Here is a 19,391-nt window from a genome sequence, read left to right as displayed (position 1 = left end):
AAGACAGGCCTTATGGCGCTCGCCCTGCTCGGCTCGACGGCACTGACCGCGGTCACTGCCCATGCGGCCGACAAGGAAATCAGCTGGATCTATTGCGGCGACACGATCGACCCGGTCCACACCAAATACATCAAGCAGTGGGAAGAAAAGAACGCGGGCTGGAAGGTCACGCCTGAGGTCGTCGGCTGGGCGCAGTGCCAGGACAAGGCCACGACGCTCGCCGCCGCCGGCACGCCGGTTGCCATGGCCTATGTCGGCTCGCGCACGCTGAAGGAATTCGCCCAGAACGATCTCATCGTTCCGGTGCCGATGACCGATGAGGAAAAGAAGGCTTACTATCCCCACATCGTCGACACGGTAACCTTCGAGGGCAACCAGTGGGGCGTTCCGATCGCCTTCTCCACCAAGGCGCTCTACTGGAACAAGGACCTCTTCAAGCAGGCCGGCCTCGACCCCGAGACGCCGCCGAAGACCTGGGCCGAAGAAATCGAGATGGCCAAGACCATCAAGGAAAAGACCGGCATTCCGGGCTTCGGCCTTTCCGCCAAGACCTTCGACAACACGATGCACCAGTTCATGCATTGGGTTTACACCAACAATGGCGCGGTGACGGATGCAGAAGGCAAGATCACGCTCGACAGCCCGCAGATTCTCGCCGCGCTGAAGGCTTATAAGGATATCGTCCCTTACTCCGAGGAAGGCCCGACGGCCTATGAGCAGAACGAAGTCCGCGCCATCTTCCTCGACGGCAAGGTCGCCATGATCCAGGCCGGATCGGGCGCCGCTACCCGCCTGAAGGAGACGAAGATCAACTGGGGAATCACGACGCTGCCGCTCGGCCCCGATGCCAAGGGTCCCGGCACGCTGCTGATCACCGACAGCCTTGCGATCTTCAAGGGTTCGGGCGTCGAGGAGAAGGCGACGGAATTCGCCAAGTTCATCACCTCGCCGGATGTTCAGTCGGAATACGAGTTGCAGGGCGGCGCCGGCCTCACCCCGCTGCGTCCCTCCGCAAAGGTCGACGAGTTCGTCGCCAAGGACCCCTACTGGAAGCCGCTCATCGAGGGCATCGACTATGGTGGTCCTGAGCCGCTCTTCACCGATTATAAGGGCTTCCAGAACTCGATGATCGAGATGGTCCAGTCGGTCGTGACAGGCAAGGCCGAACCGGAAGCCGCACTGAAGAAGGCTGCCGGCGAAATCGAAGCCTTCAAATAAGCCCTTTCGAGGCTCTCCCTGGGGTCGCGGCATCAGCCGCGGCCCCTCCCCTCTATCGAATGTGCGACGAAGACCGCCGGCGGAGACAGATTTTTGGGACAGCTCCTTCTCAACAAAGTTCAGAAATTCTACGGCGACTACGAAGTTCTGAAGGGCGTGCAGCTCGAGGTGAAGAACGGCGAATTCGTCGTCTTCGTCGGGCCGTCAGGCTGCGGCAAGTCCACGCTCTTGCGGATGATCGCCGGCCTCGACGCGACGACGGCAGGCGACATCGTCATCAACGGCGTCAGGGTCAACGACCTGCCGCCGGTCAAGCGCGGCATCGCCATGGTGTTCCAGTCCTACGCGCTCTATCCGCACATGACTGTCTTCGAGAACATCGCCTTCCCGCTGCGCGTCGAGAAGATGGAAGAGGCAAAGCTGAAGGCCAAGGTGGAAAACGCCGCGCGCATCCTGCATCTCGACCAGCGGCTGCAGCAGAAACCCGGCATGCTTTCCGGCGGCCAGCGCCAGCGCGTCGCGATCGGCCGCGCCATCGTGCGCGAACCGAAGATCTTCCTGTTCGACGAGCCGCTCTCCAATCTCGACGCGGCGCTGCGCGCCGACATGCGCATCGAGCTTGCCAAGCTGCACCGGCAGCTCAAGGCGACGATGATCTATGTGACGCACGACCAGGTCGAGGCCATGACGATGGCCGACCGCATCGTCGTGCTCGACGCCGGCAATATCTCCCAGACCGGCGCGCCGCTGGAGCTTTATCACAAGCCCGCCAACAAATTCGTCGCCGGCTTCATCGGCAACCCGAAAATGAATTTTCTGCCCGTCACCTGCAAGGCCGTCAGCGCCGCCGGCGTCGAAGTCGATTATCTCGGCCAGACCGCCGTCCTGCCGGTGACGCCACGCGACGGCATGGCCGGCAAGACCCTGACGCTCGGCATCCGCCCGGAGCATATCCAGCTGAACGGCGGCGATATCGTCTTTACCGTGACCCCGACCGTCATCGAGCGCCTCGGCGCCAATACGGTCGCCTACGCCTCGCTCAACGGCGAGGCCGAGAATTTCTGCGCCATGCTCCCCGGCAGCGTCGGCATCCGAGCGGATGCGCCTGTGGCCACCGGCATCAATGCTGCGGATTGCCATCTCTTCGACGAGGCGGGCATTGCGTTTGAGCGGCGCGTGGAACTGACGGAGATCGATATGAATGTGATCAATCCGACGGCGGCTTGAAGTGACCGCCGGCAGTGAACTCAATTCCACCTTGTCGTCGTTAAATTGTAACTGCGTGCCACCTGGCCTAAGCGACAGCGTTCTTGTAATGTCTCAGCTCAAGTTCCAGATCCAGTCTACATCAATCCAATGGACCTCTAATGAGTGCGCGCCTATCGACGGCCATCAGGATCGGGGAAGCCGCAAAGGCAATTTTTCGAAAAACTCAAAGCTTTCCAGCGCAAGAATTCGGAAAACATGCAGACCTTAGCGAGAACGAACACGTCGGTGTTGAACCGATGCTTCTGGCACTTTCGATGGAGTTGGCGCTCAAAGCTTGGTTCGTTTTCGACTATGATGATCCGAAAGTTGCCAAGTCACACAACCTGATAAGGCTGTTTGATAGACTGAAGCCTGAAAGCCAAGAGAAACTCGACGCGGAGTTCAGAAGGTCAGTGGCACCGTATCATCCCAACGGTTTCTACATGGACTACAGCATTCGTCACATTCTCTATCAGCACCAAGATGCCTTCATCGACTGGCGCTACCTTCACGAGGCAGAGAAATCGATGATGTTCGATCAGGGTGCTTTTGAGGCAACGCTCGAAATGGTGCTCCGTGAGTTTGAGAAAAGATATCGCATTGAGCCGGTGAAGCCGCTTTGGCCATCCTGAACGCAGTCCGGATGGGGAGACCCAGTGCGGTGTTGAATATTCATTCCGCGCGGTAGCTTCGGCATAGAAGTTTTCCTTGCCGCGGCGAAGGGATAACGACCGCAATGAGGCCAGGAGTGGCCGGGCGGCAACGCGCCTTCATCTCGGTCATTGAAGCTCCGCCGCAGATTGCCTGAAAGCGGACACTTGATGAGCCCGCTTGCAAAGTCGGACACTCCGGACAGGCAGCTTACAGGAGGGCATAAGATTATAGCGGAGGCTCGACACCCAATGGAGAGCCGACGGCTGGTTTGCGCTTGGTTGATCAGTTGCAGACATAGGTTTTCAGCAGGAAGTTCAGTTCCATATTATCCGCAATCTGGTCGTGTGGGATGAGGGCGTAACGCCAAGGTTTTCCGCCACTTTGTCGAGCATGTTCGCTCGCCCACTTGCACCACTGAACTGCCACATCTCGTTTCGCGAGCACATCCGCATCGTTCATCTGTGTGGCCATCTTCGGCTCAAGCATCAAAATCTCATTCGCAGTCTCGGCAACGAAGTCCGGACGATATTCCAAATGGTCGCTGCCCTTGCGATAGAACATCTGGAACTGACCTTTCGCGGGTCGAAACCACTTTTCCGCCTCTCGCTCCAAGATGACGGCCAGCTTGCGTTCTGAGTCTGAATCAAACCGCGCGACGTTGGTCAGGCAATTGGTGAACCCGCCAAATAGGTATCGCGCCATGTTGCTCTTGTCGGCCGGCGGGCTGCGATAATCGAGGGGTTCGCCGCGCTCGGCGGAATGGGCGCTCTGCTTGATCTCTGTGAAGCCGCTCGTCACTACATGGTGATACTCGACCGTGTCGTCCATCCAGAAATGATCGAGCATCTGGGCATGGACGGCTCGTGCGATATTGGGCTGCTCCAACTGCAACAGGCGTAACGTGTCCTCTGCCGAGAGGTAGGAATGGAAATGCCGCACGACCTGGCCGGCCAAATCGTAAAGCAGATCCGCAGTGTCGTCGTAGGACACATCGGGGAAATCGATCAGGCCGCTTACGACATAGTCCTCCGGGCGCTTCTCGAGGAAATTACCCTGCGACATGCCGATGGAATGGCCTTCGTTTCGTCCCAGATACTGTGCCCAGAGCGTTTCTTCAGGCGCGGCATAAGTCATGCTGCCTAGGTCGAGCGTGAATGGCTTGAATCCCGCTTTGACTTCTCCCTTGGGCGATACCGAAATGCGCGGAATGTTGATCGTACGGTCAACTACGAGCGCGGCTGTTTTCGCAATCACCTTGGCGAAATCGGGGGGGGGCGGTGCGACGCCTTCCAGTTCCATTTGCTGCGGTTGGTACTGGCTCTGAACCTCTCGAACGAGCTGCGCCTGCACCTCGGGCCGCGAGATGTAGCTGATGTCTGGAACCCTATCCGGCGAACGGGACAGCTTCCGTATTGCCTCATAAGCGAGCTGGGCGACCCTTTCAGCCTCAGGATTGTAAAAGGCTCGCGTTGGCGGCGGCCCCGCATATTTCGAGCCTTCCTCGCTAAGCCCCGTTTTTATGCCAAGGCTTCCCAAGATCGTCGGCGCGGCCACCACTGTAACGGTCTTACGCTCCAAGACCTCCTCGTCCAGGACAAGGGCTTTCAGCCGGATCGGAGAGTTAGGGTTGTTCGCCTCGTCCACGATCTCTTGAAACCGGTCGTGCGCGACGATGTTGAGCCGATCCACGGCGGCCACGCCGGTGCGCTTACCATAAGGCAGACGGAGGCCGCGCCCGATGCTCTGCTCGATCAGCGTCCGAGCATTGGCGGCGCGCAAAGGAACGATGGTATAAAGGTTGGTAACATCCCAGCCCTCTTTCAGCATGTTGACATGGATGACTATCTCGACGGGATTTCCGGTATGTTCGACCGTCAGCAACCGTTCGACCGTCTCCTCTTCCTTGACGCTGGAATCGACCTGAATAACCTTGTCGGCATAGCGTGCCTTAAAAAACCGCTCCGACTGGATCAGTCGCATCAGCTCCGCCGCATGGGTTGTGTCACGGGCAATGACAAGGACGAAGGGCTTGACGATATTCACACCGTTCTCGCGCGCGTAGGTTTCCAGTTCAACCTTCACGCTTTCATGTAGCCGGATACCGTCCTCCAGCTTCATTTGCTGGATCGCTTCAGGAGATTTATTCGCCGTGATAAAGTTCTTCCGAGTGACAACGGCGGGGTCTTTGACGAACCCATCATCCATCGCGCGAGCGAGCGGATAATCGAACACGACGTTGCGGAATGCCACCGGTCCCTTGCTGCTCTCGACAAAAGGCGTAGCAGTAAGTTCTAGCCCAAGCACCGGCTTCAACTCGTTGATCGCCCGCATTCCCGCCGTGGCGCGATAACGGTGCGATTCATCCATCAGCATTACAAGGTCGTGCTGCTTGGAGAGATAATCGAAGTAGCTGTCTCCCAATTCTTCCTTGAAGGACCGGATGCGCATCTGCTTGCCGCCGCGCACTTCGGAGGTGATCTTGGAAATATTGAAGATATTGATTTTGCACCGCAGGACATCGTCAAGCAGAGTGCCCCGGTTTTCGTAGTTATCTCCGGTAATAACTTCGGGTGTGAACACAGCAAATTCATTGATCCCTTTGAATACATACTTAGCCGTGTTCGCGGCGAAATCCTGAATGAGTTTCTGATATATCGTAAGGTTGGGTGCGAGCACGAAGAAGTTATTGATGCCGTGGGCTATGTGCAGATAGGCGATGAAAGCGCCCATCAAGCGGGTTTTACCGACCCCGGTTGCCAGCGCGAAACAGAGCGAGGGGAACTCCCGCTCGAAATCGGTGACGCCGGGATACTCACTTCGGATAATGTCGAGCTTAGCAGCTAAATCGGTGTTGCTGCGCAGCGGTACGATCTCGGTAATCCGGTCGAGAATCGCCAGGCTATCCCGCTGCGGCGCGCGTAGGCTGAGGCGACCCGAGATTGCGTTAACATGACGCTGATTGGAGGTCGGCGGCTTGCTCATTCGTCTTCCTCCCAGTCAAACAACCCATCTTGTTTAGACGGCAGTGGCGCGACGAGTTTAATTTCCGCTATTGGGAGATTGGCGACATTCAAGGAATAATCGTCATGACCCCATTCGCATGTGCTGCGGATGTGGTTAGGGATTTTGCGAAGGGTTAGATTGTGGAACTGGTCCGCATTGCCACGCCACGCAGCGCACAGCACCAGCAGAGAGCGACCTTCACCCACATCGTCTGACAACGCCACCAAATCTTCTGGCCCAAGCGTTTGGGTCGTGACGTAGAGAAAGTCGGTCTCGGACGAACGGCCCTGCTGCCACCAGACATCCGGGCTGGGTGCATAGGTGAAACCTTCCAGCTTACAGAGCGCTTGCGCCAGCATAGCTGCATCATACTCTTTTGAGATGACCTCGCGCCCCCACTTGTCCGTTTCGAGCAACGAGGGCGCAAGTTCGTAGTAGCGGAAGCCCCCGCCGCCGCTCCAGTCGAGCGCCTTGCTGACACCTCCCTGGTCGCTGCCGTCGATCACCTTTCGCAAGCGCGGCACGACATGGGTAGTGCAGTGATCACCCATTTCGACCATAATCCAACGTCGGTGGAGCTTGTGCGCTACGGCCCCTGTCGTTCCTGACCCTGCAAAGGAATCAAGAACCAGATCGTTATCATCGGTTGCAATCTCAATAATTCGCCGGAGAAGGCGCTCAGGCTTTGGTGTCCCGAACGGTATCTCATCAGGGAAGAGAGCCTTTACTTCTGCCTTTGAAGTTCGATTGCTTCCTACCTCAGCGTGGGTCCAGATCGTTTCCACTGGCCTGCCATTACCAGTATCAGCATAAATTCGATAGTATGGTGCCCAACCAGAACGCCCGGCCACCCATTCGATGCGGGTGGCTTCGGCGGTGGCTTTTGATGAACTCCAGCGCCAAGCACCATCGGCCCCATCTTGTCTTTTTGGATAAATTTGTGATCCATCGGGTGCCGTTAGCGGATAGTAAAGCGTTGGACGTGTTGCTCGGCTGTCTCCTTGTCCACCCATGGCGCGCAAGGGCTTCAAGTAATACTTCCGTCCCTCATCATCCACTTTATCATAATGAGAGGGCAGTGAGTCACCATCTGTCGGAATGCGGTGCCATTCGGTCTTCGAGATATCTTTTGCGAAAACGAGAAGGTGGTCGTGCCTGTTGGAAAGGAACACCGCATCCATACGAGGACTATCCGATTTTTCCCAAATAATATTCCCTATGAAATTTGATCGCCCAAATATCTCGTCGCAAATCACCTTGAGATAATGAGCCTCATTATCGTCGATCGTAATCCATAATGACCCGTCATCAGACAGAAGCTGTCGAATTAGAGCGAGGCGATCCCGCATTAGACCGAGCCAAATTGAGTGTTCAAGGCCGTCCTCGTAATGTGTAAACGCAACCCCGGTATTGTATGGTGGGTCGATGAAAACGCATTTCACCTTGCCCGCATAGTCCGCTTCTAGCGCCTTGAGCGCCAGCAGATTGTCGCCGTGGATCAGCACATTGTCGAAGATGTCATTGTCAGTGACCCGCTTGGCAGCGTGATAACTCTTAGTTGGGTCCTCAATGAGGATGCGCGGCTCCAGCCGAGGCCGGCTCTCCTTTCCTACCCAAGTCAGTTCAAGCTTCTGTTTCTTAGACATTGTCACCCTGTGGCGCGGCCATTGCGGGCGGCGCTTGATTTTAAGAATTCCAGATTTGCGCTTTTAACGCAGCGAAGAGATTTTGGCAGTCGCCTTGTGTCTTAAACACCGATTGAAAATCACGAGGCGACTGGAGAACCTGCTGTCCGCCCAAACCGACGTAGGCCGCCAAACCCTTCCCAACTGCAATGGCGAGCAACTTTTCAGCAAAATCGGGTACGGCGGCGGCGATCGCAGTAGCTTCGTCGTCGGTGAGCCCCAACGCTTCGCCATCCTGCGGTTTTAGCCGGACATATATAGCTGCCAGCACGATCCATTTAGCATGTGTGTAGAAAGACTTTGTAGCCCCGCTGCTGGCTCGTGTGCTTTCTGTCATGCCCAGCAAAACGATACGCTGTGCTTGTACGGCCCGCCACGCAGTCCGCGCAGAAAGTCCCTGCGGAAAAATACGCTCGTGACGACTCGGGCACAGGAGATCATTCGGATAGACGACGTCGAGCGAAAGTAGAGAGGTTCGGTTTGCGGCAACGCGAGTTACAAGGTCGCAATCGCTTGCGTTAGCCAGACAGGCGCAAGCCGTCAGGGCTTCGTCAATAGTGAAGTTCGTTGCATCGTTGGCGGGTGTGTCTTCGTCGAGCCGGAAATGATAATCGATTCCGTGCGGTTGCAACGTCGCTGCAATCTGCCCGTGCAAAGGGTAGGCTGCGGCAAAGTCCTTGAGCACCACGGCGTTCTGGAAGTTCGCCGCCCGTGAAATCCTGTCGGCAAAAGCTCGATCGTCCTCGCACTTCTCAAGCGAAACAATCTTGATGAAGGCAAAGCCCCGCGGGGGAGCCTCAGCACCTGGCGCAGCAACGCATTTGGCGATCGACCCCAAGGTCTGCGCCCCATTGATGATCGAGAATCCCTTTGCCGTAATCCGCTTCCTTTCAGCATTGGTACGATCAAGGTTGTGCAGCTCCAGCCTATCGCAATAGGCAGTCAGGCCATTGTTTAGGTAGTGGAACAGGCCCACCTCTTCAGTGAGCGTCTTTTGAATGTCCTCGTTGACGTCGGTGCTGCCCTTGAACCCTCTGATATTAGCGCGCACCAGTCGCGCGCCGTATTCATCATGGAGCACCTTCAGCCGCTCAAGCGGGATAAGGCCGTAAATTGTTTCATAAGGCGCAGTGACATAACCGGGCCGCATGATTTCAAGCTCGACGGTTTCGATACCGGGAGCCGCATCACCACCACTAACCCAATCGTTCAGTGTGGTCAGGTTGACAGCTTGGAACGCGAAATAACCGTCGGCTTGATCCAGCGATAATTTGACGCGGAGCGCTTCAAAAAGGTGCTTTCGGTCTTCGGAAATAAATGACAACCCGGAATAACATAGGACCGATCGAACCTGCGTAGATGGGTTTTTCAACGCTGCTTCGAGCTGCGGGAGTAGGGCAACAATTTTGGCATTCTGAGCGAAGGCATCAAAGCGTGCTTCGAGCAGGTTTTCTATACCAATTTTGAATTTGGTTACCTCTCCAAGATCGGGCTCACCCGACCCCGCGTGAATGTATTTCGATTGCGTAAGCCAAAGTGTATTAGTGACGGGCGAAAAATAGATGCCATCGATACCGCCATCTCCGCCACCATCGACGATCCCGTTTGCGCCATCTTCAATCGACGCACCGCCGAGCTTGTGAAGCGTATAAGCCGATAGCGCACGGCTCAGAAAATCCCTTTCTCGCTGGTCTGCGTCACCAATAACGCCCGGACGAACATGCCCGTCAAATAGCTCGTGTAACTTCGGCGGGAGAGCCAATATCTCTACGGGGCGTGGCACCATCAGACCACGCTCCAGCGGATGGTGAACAGGTCTTCCTCTAGGATTTTCTGCTCAAGCCGGCTTTCAATGCTGGCGATAAGTTCGGATCGTTGTTCGTCAATCTTGTCCTGCGCATCGAACAATGATCTCCGCTTGCTGTTGCGCTCATTTTCCAGCGCCTTGACCGCCTTCTGCCCTGCAAGTTTCTCTTCCAAGGTTAAGGCAGCAGTGGCCGCGCGGCGCGCCTCCTTGATCTGGCGGTCAATCTCCTTGATCTCCCGCTCCAGTCCAACTTTCAGATCGTCTGCCCAACCATCCAGCTTGTCCGCCTCTTTCTCGAAAAAACGGGCATTACGTTCCGAAATAGCTCGCCGGATGCGGGTTTGCTGATCGGTGACGTACTGAGAAAGTGTCTCAGCAGCACCCACGGGCAACGCGATCTGTGCACCCACACGGCCGCCGATCGTCATCATGCGGGTTGTTGCTTCGTCAGAAAGTAAAGATCCGTTGTCCGCGATGCCAGCAAGCAGCAGGTAGTCCTCACCCTGACTCAGCGCCTCAACCATTAAGAGCTTGGCTTGCAGCCACCCGGACTGCCCCTTGAGAGGCTCGATTTGCGATACACGACCTTCGTGGTTGGTCAGGTCGAATGTCAGTTCCGCGATCTCCAGTTCTCTAGTTCGGGCACGCGCAACGATAGCCTCCCCAAGCGGGTGATTGAGACGAAAAAGATGCGCCTCACCCGTCCGCCGTGGTAGCTCATACAGGCCGGTAGGAATTCCAGCTCCGTTGATCCAATCTGGCAAGGTATTCAGGCGGAAACTGGAACCATCGATAAACCGCGCATGATCCCCCAACTCCTGTTGAGCGAGCCTTATCAGGCTTTGCTCGAACTGGTTCAGATACACCTTCGTGTCGGTATCGCGAATTTTAAGCTTGTCGCGAACTTCATCATCGAAGTTTTCCATCAGTTTACGCCGGGCGGACGTCATCTGCTCGTTAATTTCAAGGCTCAATTCACGTTGCAGTCTGTCAAAGGCGACCTTAATCTCATCCTTTGTTCGGCATCGCTGATAAATTTCAGCAATACGTTTTTCGAAATCCACCCCTGATTCGATAGCACCTAGAACTTCATCACTTGCGCCGAACACACCCTCAAAAAGCTGAAATTTTTCCGAGAGCAATTGAAACACGCGCTGGTCAGCTTCGTTCTTCTGGTTCAGGAAATTGACGACTACCACGTCATGCTTTTGGCCGTAGCGATGGCAACGACCGATACGCTGTTCGATGCGCTGAGGATTCCACGGCAGATCATAGTTCACGATCATCGAGCAGAATTGCAGGTTGATGCCTTCCGCCCCTGCTTCGGTCGCGATCATGATGCGTCCTTCCTCGCGGAAATAATCCACAAGCGCGGATCGCATGTCAGCCGTTTTTGAGTTGGTTATTCGATCTGATCCGGCGTGCCGATCCAGCCAGATGCGGTAAATCTGCTGCGATTTAGGGTCGGTGTTCGACCCGTTGAACAGGACGATCCCATCTGCGTAAGGGCTATCGGCTAGCAAGCGCAGAAGGTAGGATTGCGTCTTTCGCGATTCCGTAAAGATGATCGCCTTTTCTTCCGCACCTAATTCTTTTGCCTTCGCAAAACCGACCTCAAGCGCCTTAAGCAAAGCAAGGCCCTTGGCGTTCTGCGTTATCGAGGTTGCAAGCTCAGCAAACCTTTGAAGATCAGTTATTTCCGAGGCCAGCGCGCTTTGCTCAGCATCGGATATTGGCTCAACCTCATCGTCAGGCCATTCCTCGGCCGTCTCATCCAGCGCCTCATAGTCCTCATCCAGTTCGTCAACCAGCGATGTGGTGGGTTGGCTATGATCGAGCTTCTTTTGCAGGCGCGCAGACATTGAGGTAAGCGCGCCCGCGATCGCGAACGTTGATGATGCTAACAACTTGCGGAGGACAAGAGTCATGAGTGTACGCTGGCTCGGCGGGAGTGCTTGGAGGTTCGGCCTGTCGAGATACCCGGTGACCACATCATATAGGCGGTCTTCTGCCTCGCTGGGGTCGAACTTTTCCAAGATCGCGTGCCGCTTTGTGTACGGCACATATGCGGTCACCTGGCGCCGTAAGGTGCGATGACAAATCGGCTTAAGCCGTTCGCGCAGCACCTCGAAAGCGCGTTCCTGCGATAGATTGGCGAACTGCTCGCGAAAGCTCTTGAGATCGCCGAACGTGTGCTCGTCGATAAAGCTCACTAGGCCATACAGTTCGAGCAATGAATTCTGCAATGGCGTCGCAGTTAGCAATAGCTTGTGCCGGTCGGCCAGCGCACCCTTGAGCGTGTTAGCAATGATATTAGACGGCTTATAGACGTTTCTAAGACGATGCGCTTCGTCCATCACGACCAAGTCCCAAGGCGTCGCCTTGATATCCAGTTCCTTGTTCCGCGCGAACTGATAGGAGCAGATCATTATTCTGTCGGAATGATCGAACGGTCTCAAGTCGCCTGATTTCACTGCGGCGTTGAAGGACTTCGACTCAATGATCGCGCATGGCAGAAAAAACTTCTCGCTGAGCTCTTGGTGCCATTGCTTGCGAAGGTTTGACGGTGCGACGATTATAATTCGGCGCTTTCCTTCAGCCCAGCGTTGGGAGATGACGAGGCCCGCCTCGATTGTTTTCCCGAGCCCGACCTCATCGGCCAAGAGAGCACCGCGTGACAGTGGAGAGGAGAAAGCAAAGAGCGCCGCATCCACCTGATGCGGGTTCATATCAACCTGCGCACCGGCGACCGCAATTGCTAGCTTTTCAGCGCTGTCCGCCGATCGCCGCCTGACGAGATCAGTCGCCAGATATTTCGCATGATATTCAGTGAGTTTCGCCATCCCAGATGGTTAGCCTCTGGCGCGGCACAGGTAAAGTAGTCCGAAAAGCAAAATGCTCGGTAAGCGTTTCGAGTAGACGCACGTCGGTAGGGCAAGATCTTCTCGATAGCCATAAACGAACGAAGGCTTTCGACAGCCGACATCTCAGGTTCGAACGACCGAAATGTCGGCGGCCGCTGACGAAGTCATTAGTTTACCCGAATGTCGACTTTGCCAACTTTCGATCTTCAATCCGGATAGGCAGGAGACGGCCCCAAAGTGGACTTCTTGCCCTCAGCCGAAACCGCCGCTACCAGACGAGCCCCCGAGCCGCGACGTCCTCGACGCGGGTCACAATCCCGCCCCGATGAAACACCATCGTATCGAACAGGTTGGACACCACGCAGGTGTGGTTCGGGACAATGAAGAGCTTCTCGCCGATCTGCGGCCGGGGGCCGGTGCAGTTTGAGAGATCGATGACGCCGTGCTCTTCCGAGAGGCTGGTGATCCGCGCCTGGGGATAGCTGACGATCAGGCCGTAATCGCTGAAGCCCTGAAGGTCCGAGGTCAGCGCCTTCGAGCCGGCGTCGATGACGGCGCGGTCGGTGGTCGGGCGGGAGACGACGGTGGCGAGCACGTGCATGGCGCAATCGTCTTCGGTGCAATGGCCCATGCGCACCATCTGGCGGTCGTTGTAGATATAGGTGCCGGCGCGGTGTTCGGTGGCGGATGGGACGAGATGCGCCTCGAACAGGCTCGGCGTTCCGCCATTGCTGACGATCGGGCAGGCGATGCCGTCGGATTTCAGGCGGTCCAGCGTCTCGGTGATGAAGGCCTCGACGCTCGCTGCCGACTGCGGCTTGGGATAGGTGACGATGCCGCCGAAGGTGAGGCCGTCGGCGGCGGTGATGCGCCTGGCGAGCGAGGCGGCTTCTTCCGGCGTCTGCACGCCGCAGCGGCCGCCGCCGGTGTCGCATTCCACCAGCACGATCAGCGGCTTGTGGCCGGAAAAATGCGCGGCGAGCCCGTCGACCGTCGTTTCGCTGTCGGCGACGACCTTGAGGGCCGGGATTTTCTCGTTCAGCCTGGCCAGGCGCTCGAGCTTCTGCTGTCCGAGGATGTTGAAGGTGATGAGGATGTCGTTGAAGCCGGCTTCGGCGAAGACTTCCGCTTCGGTGACCTTCTGGCAATTGATGCCCTTGGCGCCTGCGGCGACCTGCGCCACGGCGAGCGCCGGAATCTTGTGCGTCTTGATATGCGGGCGGAAGTTCAGCCCATGCTGATCCATATAGGATTGAACGCGGGCGATGTTTGCAGCCACCCGGTCCTCGTCGATGACAGGGCGCGGCGTCGAGAGATCGGCGATCCTATCCCCTGCCTTGGCGACGACGGCGAACCTGTTGTCATGCATCTAGGCGGCTCCGCGTTCTATCCCGTGTGGATCGGCCACGATCGGCCAAATGGTCTTCGGCGCCCGCCGGTAAGGCGTCGTCGCCGGATTATTGGGATAGGGCGTTCCGGCGGAGCAGTAAAGGATCTCCGACGCGATCTTCGAGAAGGACGCGAAGAAGTGATTGGTGGATTTGATCACCAGGATCTTCTGCTTGGTGGGATCGAGGCCCATCACCGAAAAGAGGCTGGGGTCGAAGCTCTGGGCGCGCGTCGAATTGAGGATGATGTCGATGCCGTTGAGAACGATGTGCGCGGCATCGCCGAATGGCGCGAGGCTCTCGCCGAACTGCATCTCGGCGTTCTTCACCAGCTTGACGACCTTGACGGTGCCGTCGATCGGATTGCCGGTGCCGGGCGCCGATTTGGCGCCGAAGCGTAGCGGAATTTCCGCCCCCTCGCCTGCCGCAAAGCAAATCTGCACCGCAATCGGATCCCAGATGGTGCCGATAGCCGCACTCGTGACGCCGCGTGCCATGAGTTCTGCGAGAACAACGGTTGCATCGCCTGCCGTGCCGCCGCCCGGATTGTCCCAGACATCGGCGATGACGACAGGCCATGCGGTGGCGGCGATCGCCCGCGAGACGGCTTCCTTCTCGTCGATCTGCGGGACCATGAAAGTGCCGCGCTTGGAAAAGAGTTCGAGGCCGAGTTCGCGCGCCAGCGACGTGCCCTTTTCCGGCTTGTTGTCGGTGACGACGAGCAGCTTCGTTCCCATTTCGGGAACGTCGCCCACCATGAAGCCGTGGATCACCGAAATCGACAGGATCTCAGGATCATCCTTCTCGATCCGCATGATCTTGTCGACGAAGGAGCGCATGGGATCACGCGAGGTCGGGAAGACGTCGATCATGCGGCAGTCGAACACCGACATGAGAGGCTTGGCCCGGCCTTCGAGCGAATCGACGGCGATGCGCCAGAGATCCTCGGCGCGATCGACGAAATCGGTATGCGGAAATTCCTTGAAATAGACGGCGAAATCGAGTGCGGCGACGCGCTTCGCCGTCAGATGGCTGTGCGGATCGAGCTCGGCACAGATGAGGACCTCGGGTCCGACGATCTCGCGCATGCGCGAGAGGAGATCGCCTTCGGTATCCTCATAGCCCGCTGCCACCATCGCGCCATGCAGGCCCATGACGACGGCATCGACAGGCATTGCCGCCCTGAGCTGGCCGAGAATTTCGTCGCGCAATCCCTCATAGGTCTCCCGGTTGACGAGGCCTGCCGGGTCGGCCCAGGTGGCCGTTCCCTCGATCAGTTCCCAGCCCTTTTCCCTGGTCACGCGCCGTCCGACGGTGATCGGCGCAGTGCAGAGCGTCGGCGTTTCGGGATGCTGGCCGGGGGGCGCATAAAGCGAGGCTTCGAATGCGCGGCGATCCACGCAGATCGGGGAGAAAGTGTTGGTCTCGGTCGCCAGTGCTGCCGTGAAAATGCGCAAGAAAGTGGCCTTCGTGTTGGCGGCTCCGCTTCAACCCATCGGGTTCGGCAGGTAGCCGGTGAAACCTGAGATCTTCCAGCGTCCCTCGTGCAGCCTGCAATAATAAAGCGTCTGCCATTGCAGGACATCGCGGGTGCCGTCGGCCTTGGTAATGCCGCCGTCGAATTTCTTGCGCACCAGCGCCATGTCGCCTTCGATCTCGATATCCTCGAGCGTCGTCGTGGTGAAGATCGCCGTGCGCGGATCTTCCGCGAAGCTCTGTCCGGCGAAATCCTTCGCCTGCCTCAGCCATTCCTGGCGGTAGGCCGAAAGCGTCGGAAATGCCAGGCGCCACTTGTCGGGGCTCACTTCCTTCCGGCCGTCGATGCCGATGAAGCCCTCCTCCACGAAATCATGCTCCACCATCGACCAGTCGGCGGCGAGGAACGCGTCGATATCGCGGGAAACGAGCATTTCCCAGATCGCGTGCCGGGCGCTGTCGGACGGGAAAGGATTCTTGAACGGATCGCGCATTTCGGCCCCCATTGAAATTCTTTTCATAAATTGCGTTTTTCACTGGTCAAATTCCGCTTTCTATGGTCACTTGTCAACTTATCAAGAAAATAATTTGCAAGGACTTGGGAATGCCTATCAAGCGCTATGGCACTGTTCAAACGGGCGCCGGCGGCAAGGCGCTGCCTTTCGCGCGCGCCGTCGAAGCCGATGGATGGCTCTATGTGTCAGGACAGGTTGCAATGGAAGATGGCGAGATCATCGACGGCAACATCATCGCGCAGACCCATAAGACGATCGCCAATGTTTTGGGGATCCTTGAGGAAGCCGGATATGGCGTCGAGGATGTCGTGCGCGTCGGCGTCTGGCTCGACGATCCCCGCGATTTCTGGACCTTCAACAAGATCTATCAGGAGTATTTCGGGCAACATCCGCCGGCACGCGCCTGTGTGCAATCGTCGATGATGGTCGATTGCAAGGTTGAGATCGACTGCGTGGCCTATAAGAAGAAGGGTGCATAGCGAATAAGGGCGGGAGCGGCTTTGGATATCTTTTCGACATTGCAGGAAGACAAGGGCCGGCTCTCTCCCTCCGAAAGCCGCATTGCCGAGATCATCGTCAACGATTTCGAATTTGCCGTGAACGCCTCGATCATCGAGCTTGCCGAGCGGGCTGAGGTATCGCCGCCGACCGTGACGCGCTTCTGCCGCCGGCTCGGCTGCGAGAGTTTTTCCGATTTCAAGGTGCAGCTCGCCCGCACCGCCCATATCGGCGTGCGCTACCTGAAGCCGGAATCCAAAAGCACCGATCCGGCCGATGTCGCCCAGGATATCATCACCAAGGCGCAGAACGCGCTGTTTCTCCTGCACCGCTCGCTCGATCTCGCCGCGATCGAAACCGCCGTCTCGCACATCGCCAAGGCCGATATGATCTACGCCTTCGGCTCGGGCGGCAATTCGTCGATGATCGCCGACGAGCTGCAGAACCGCCTCTTCCGTCTCGGGCTGCGCATTACCGCAAGTTCCGACCACAGCATGCAGCTGATGATGGCGGCCGCGGCGAAGTCGGGCGACGTGCTGATCGGCTCCTCCTTCTCGGGGCGCAACATGGAGCTGGTGCGCGCCTTCGAGCTTGCCCGCCAGGCCAAGGTCAAGACGATCGCGCTGACGCAGACGGCAAGCCCGGTTGCCAAGGCGGCGGAAATCGTCGTGCCGATCGACCTTCCCGAAGGCAACAATATCTATCGTCCGACCTCGACGCGCATCGCCTATATCGCCATGGTCGATATTCTGGCGAGCCTGATCGCTTATGCCGTTCAGCCGAAGGCGACGGCGACGCTGCGGCGCATCAAGCAGCAGCTTGTTCTGCACCGGGACGGCGACGACCGGCAATTGCTTGGAGACTGAAGCGCATGAACGGGAGCGACATCCAATGACCCAATCGGCAGCGATCGTGACCGGTGCTGCAGGCGATATCGGCGCGGCGATCGCCGCGCGGCTCGCCGACGACCATGATGTCGTGCTGCTCGCCGACATCGATGCTGCGGCCGCCGCCGCCGTGGCTTTGAAGCTCGGCCCGGCCGGTCGTTTCGTGGCCGTCGGATGCGATGTGACCAGCGAGGCGAGCATATCCGAACTGGTAAAACACGCTGAAAACGTCGGCGTCGTTCGAACCCTGGTCAACAATGCCGGCGCTGCCCGCGCGACCAGCCTGCACGATACGACGCCGGAGATCTGGCGGGCCGATAATGCGCTCAATCTCGAGGCGGCGTTCCTGTGCTTTCGCGCCTTCGAACCGATGCTGAAGGCCTCGAAGGGTTCCGTCGTCAACATCGCCTCGGTCAACGGCATGAATGTCTTCGGGCATCCGGCCTATAGCGCCGCCAAGGCGGGCCTTCTGCATTTCACCCGGCTGGTCGCGGTGGAATACGGCAAGTTCGGCATCCGCTCCAATGCCGTCGCACCCGGCACGGTGAAGACGCAGGCCTGGGAAGCGCGCGCCGCCGCCAATCCGAATGTGTTCGAGGAAGCGCGCCGCTGGTATCCGCTGCAGCGCGTCGTCGATCCCAAGGATGTCGCCAATGCCGTCGCCTTCCTTGCCGGCCCGCTTGCTGCCGCCATAACGGGCGTCTGCCTACCCGTCGATTGCGGGCTGACGGCCGGCCAGGCCGAGCTTGCGCGGACCTTCTCCCAATCGGAGCATTACTGACATTCAGGGCTGCGATCTCTGAGTTGAAACGATAGCATGACATGACCTTCCGGACTGCCCGCTGCGGCCGCGCCTGCCGATTTCCCTGACGATTGATGCCCCCATGAGCCGCCTCTTCCCCGACGTCTTCCGCAATCCGGCGATCCGCGCCAGCATGATCGCCATTTTCACCTTCGGAATGGCGGGGGCGATGACCGCGCCCTATCGTTCGATCGTCGGCATTCGCGAATTGGGTCTGAGCGATGGCCTCTATTCTTTCCTGAGCTTCGCCTCAGCGGCGGTGAACGTCGTCGTCAGCGTCCTGCTCGGCAATCTTGCCGATCGGCTCGGCGAGTATCGATCGGCGATGATCGGCGCCTGCATTTTCGGCATCGTCGGTTACGGCATCGTCTATGCCTTTCCGAGCGCGGCCATCTTCGCCATCAGCGGGCTGCTGCCGCTGCCGATCTTCGGAGCGCTGAATTCGCTGCTGTTTGCCAATGCGCGCGCGGCGATGCAGGGCATGAACCGGAATGACATGGTGACGGCCAATTCAGGCGTGCGCGCGATGATCTCGCTCTCCTGGGTATTGATCCCGGGAATTACCGGCCTTGTGCTTTCGGGCGCATCGAGCATGCTGCCGGCCTATCTCTTTGCCGCCATCGCCTGCCTGCTATGCCAGGCCATCATCCTCTTCGCCCTGCCGAAGCGGGCGGGAACGGAGATGGCCGCAACCCATCACCTCACCTATCTCGGTGCGCTCCGCCAGGTGGTTTCGCCGCGGATTTCGGCACATATTGCAGGGGTGGCGCTGATCACCAGCACGCTGCATCTCAACGACGCCCTTCTGCCGCTGATTGCCACCGGCGCGGCGCATGGCCGGCTCAGCGACGTCGGCATTCTCGTCGGCATCGTCGCATTGCTGGAGGTCGTCTTCATCATCGTCTGGTCGCGGATTGCGCGAAAGATCGGCCAGATGACGGCGCTTGCTGCCGGCACTATCATCTATGCCATATTCCTTGGCCTTCTCGGTTTCGCCTCCGAGCCATGGCATCTCTATGCGCTCACCTCACTTGCCGGCATCGGTGCTGCGGCGATCATCAGCTTTCCGATCACCTATCTACAGGATCTCATCGCCGACCGGCCGGGGCTCGGCAGCGCGCTCATCTCCGTGAATATCTTCGCGAGCGCCGGGATCGGCGCGCTGGTTTTTGCCGCCGGCACGTCGGTTGCGGGTTATTCCGGCACCGCCATCCTCAGCGCCGTCACCGGATTGGCGGGGATAGGCATCCTCGGCTTCCTGCAGCGGCGCAACGCCTAGCCGATCGATGGGCTCGGGAAATATGTGGCTTTCATCACTCTCTCTCTTGTGACAAGGGTGATGCACC

Annotated in this window: 14 protein-coding genes; 7 read left to right on the top strand and 7 right to left on the bottom strand. The window is 58.0% G+C overall.

Translation table 11 applies throughout. From position 1 onward, the window contains the following. Positions 1 to 12 precede the first annotated feature (12 nt). The 3 genes from ATY77_RS28950 (at position 13) to ATY77_RS28940 (ending at position 3,098) form a co-directional block, all read left to right on the top strand. On the top strand, positions 13 to 1,218 hold the full coding sequence (locus ATY77_RS28950) for an ABC transporter substrate-binding protein (protein ID WP_088689916.1): 1,206 nt from the start codon (positions 13 to 15) through the stop codon (positions 1,216 to 1,218). Between the two features lie 93 nt (positions 1,219 to 1,311). Continuing rightward, positions 1,312 to 2,445, top strand: a complete 1,134-nt coding sequence (gene ugpC, locus ATY77_RS28945) for a sn-glycerol-3-phosphate ABC transporter ATP-binding protein UgpC (RefSeq protein WP_088689915.1) — start codon at positions 1,312 to 1,314, stop codon at positions 2,443 to 2,445. 140 nt (positions 2,446 to 2,585) lie between these two features. After that, the gene (locus ATY77_RS28940) at positions 2,586 to 3,098 is read left to right on the top strand and encodes a hypothetical protein (protein ID WP_190237711.1); all 513 of its coding nucleotides are present in this window, start codon (positions 2,586 to 2,588) and stop codon (positions 3,096 to 3,098) included. Positions 3,099 to 3,402: 304 nt separating this feature from the next. Here ATY77_RS28940 and ATY77_RS28935 read toward each other — a convergent pair whose 3' ends face one another. From ATY77_RS28935 to ATY77_RS28905, 7 genes are all read right to left on the bottom strand, one after another. Then, positions 3,403 to 6,102: a DEAD/DEAH box helicase family protein gene (locus ATY77_RS28935; protein WP_088689913.1), complete on the bottom strand. Its 2,700-nt coding sequence runs from the start codon at positions 6,100 to 6,102 to the stop codon at positions 3,403 to 3,405. Beyond that, positions 6,099 to 7,769, bottom strand: coding sequence for a site-specific DNA-methyltransferase (locus ATY77_RS28930; RefSeq protein ID WP_088689912.1), 1,671 nt, complete (start codon positions 7,767 to 7,769; stop codon positions 6,099 to 6,101). The genes ATY77_RS28935 and ATY77_RS28930 overlap by 4 nt, the downstream gene beginning before the upstream one ends. Positions 7,770 to 7,809: 40 nt before the next feature. Next, positions 7,810 to 9,594, bottom strand: coding sequence for an AIPR family protein (locus ATY77_RS28925; protein ID WP_088689911.1), 1,785 nt, complete (start codon positions 9,592 to 9,594; stop codon positions 7,810 to 7,812). Continuing rightward, the gene (locus ATY77_RS28920) at positions 9,594 to 12,458 is read right to left on the bottom strand and encodes an SNF2-related protein (protein ID WP_088689910.1); all 2,865 of its coding nucleotides are present in this window, start codon (positions 12,456 to 12,458) and stop codon (positions 9,594 to 9,596) included. Before ATY77_RS28920 ends, ATY77_RS28925 begins: the two co-directional genes overlap by 1 nt. Before the next feature lie 289 nt (positions 12,459 to 12,747). Further along, complete coding sequence (locus tag ATY77_RS28915) at positions 12,748 to 13,848, bottom strand: D-TA family PLP-dependent enzyme (RefSeq protein ID WP_088689909.1); 1,101 nt, start codon at positions 13,846 to 13,848, stop codon at positions 12,748 to 12,750. Then, positions 13,849 to 15,324: a M81 family metallopeptidase gene (locus ATY77_RS28910; RefSeq protein WP_088689908.1), complete on the bottom strand. Its 1,476-nt coding sequence runs from the start codon at positions 15,322 to 15,324 to the stop codon at positions 13,849 to 13,851. 30 nt (positions 15,325 to 15,354) lie between these two features. Then, the gene (locus tag ATY77_RS28905) at positions 15,355 to 15,837 is read right to left on the bottom strand and encodes a hypothetical protein (protein WP_088674919.1); all 483 of its coding nucleotides are present in this window, start codon (positions 15,835 to 15,837) and stop codon (positions 15,355 to 15,357) included. A 110-nt stretch (positions 15,838 to 15,947) separates the two neighbouring features. Between ATY77_RS28905 and ATY77_RS28900 the strand changes: the two genes are divergently transcribed. The 4 genes from ATY77_RS28900 (at position 15,948) to ATY77_RS28885 (ending at position 19,324) form a co-directional block, all read left to right on the top strand. Beyond that, positions 15,948 to 16,337 carry a RidA family protein gene (locus ATY77_RS28900; protein WP_088689907.1) on the top strand — a complete coding sequence of 130 codons (390 nt, stop codon included), beginning with the start codon at positions 15,948 to 15,950 and terminating at the stop codon, positions 16,335 to 16,337. Positions 16,338 to 16,358: 21 nt separating this feature from the next. After that, positions 16,359 to 17,222, top strand: a complete 864-nt coding sequence (locus ATY77_RS28895) for a MurR/RpiR family transcriptional regulator (protein WP_088674920.1) — start codon at positions 16,359 to 16,361, stop codon at positions 17,220 to 17,222. Positions 17,223 to 17,247: 25 nt separating this feature from the next. Then, positions 17,248 to 18,024, top strand: a complete 777-nt coding sequence (locus ATY77_RS28890) for an SDR family oxidoreductase (protein ID WP_088689906.1) — start codon at positions 17,248 to 17,250, stop codon at positions 18,022 to 18,024. Positions 18,025 to 18,127: 103 nt separating this feature from the next. After that, the gene (locus ATY77_RS28885; RefSeq protein WP_088689905.1) at positions 18,128 to 19,324 is read left to right on the top strand and encodes an MFS transporter; all 1,197 of its coding nucleotides are present in this window, start codon (positions 18,128 to 18,130) and stop codon (positions 19,322 to 19,324) included. Positions 19,325 to 19,391 lie beyond the last annotated feature (67 nt).

It is taken from the genome of Rhizobium sp. R634, assembly GCF_002211305.1.
Classification (GTDB): Bacteria; Pseudomonadota; Alphaproteobacteria; order Rhizobiales; family Rhizobiaceae; genus Rhizobium.
Note: the sequence above shows the minus strand (reverse complement) of the source record. Positions and strands in the feature narration are given on the sequence as shown.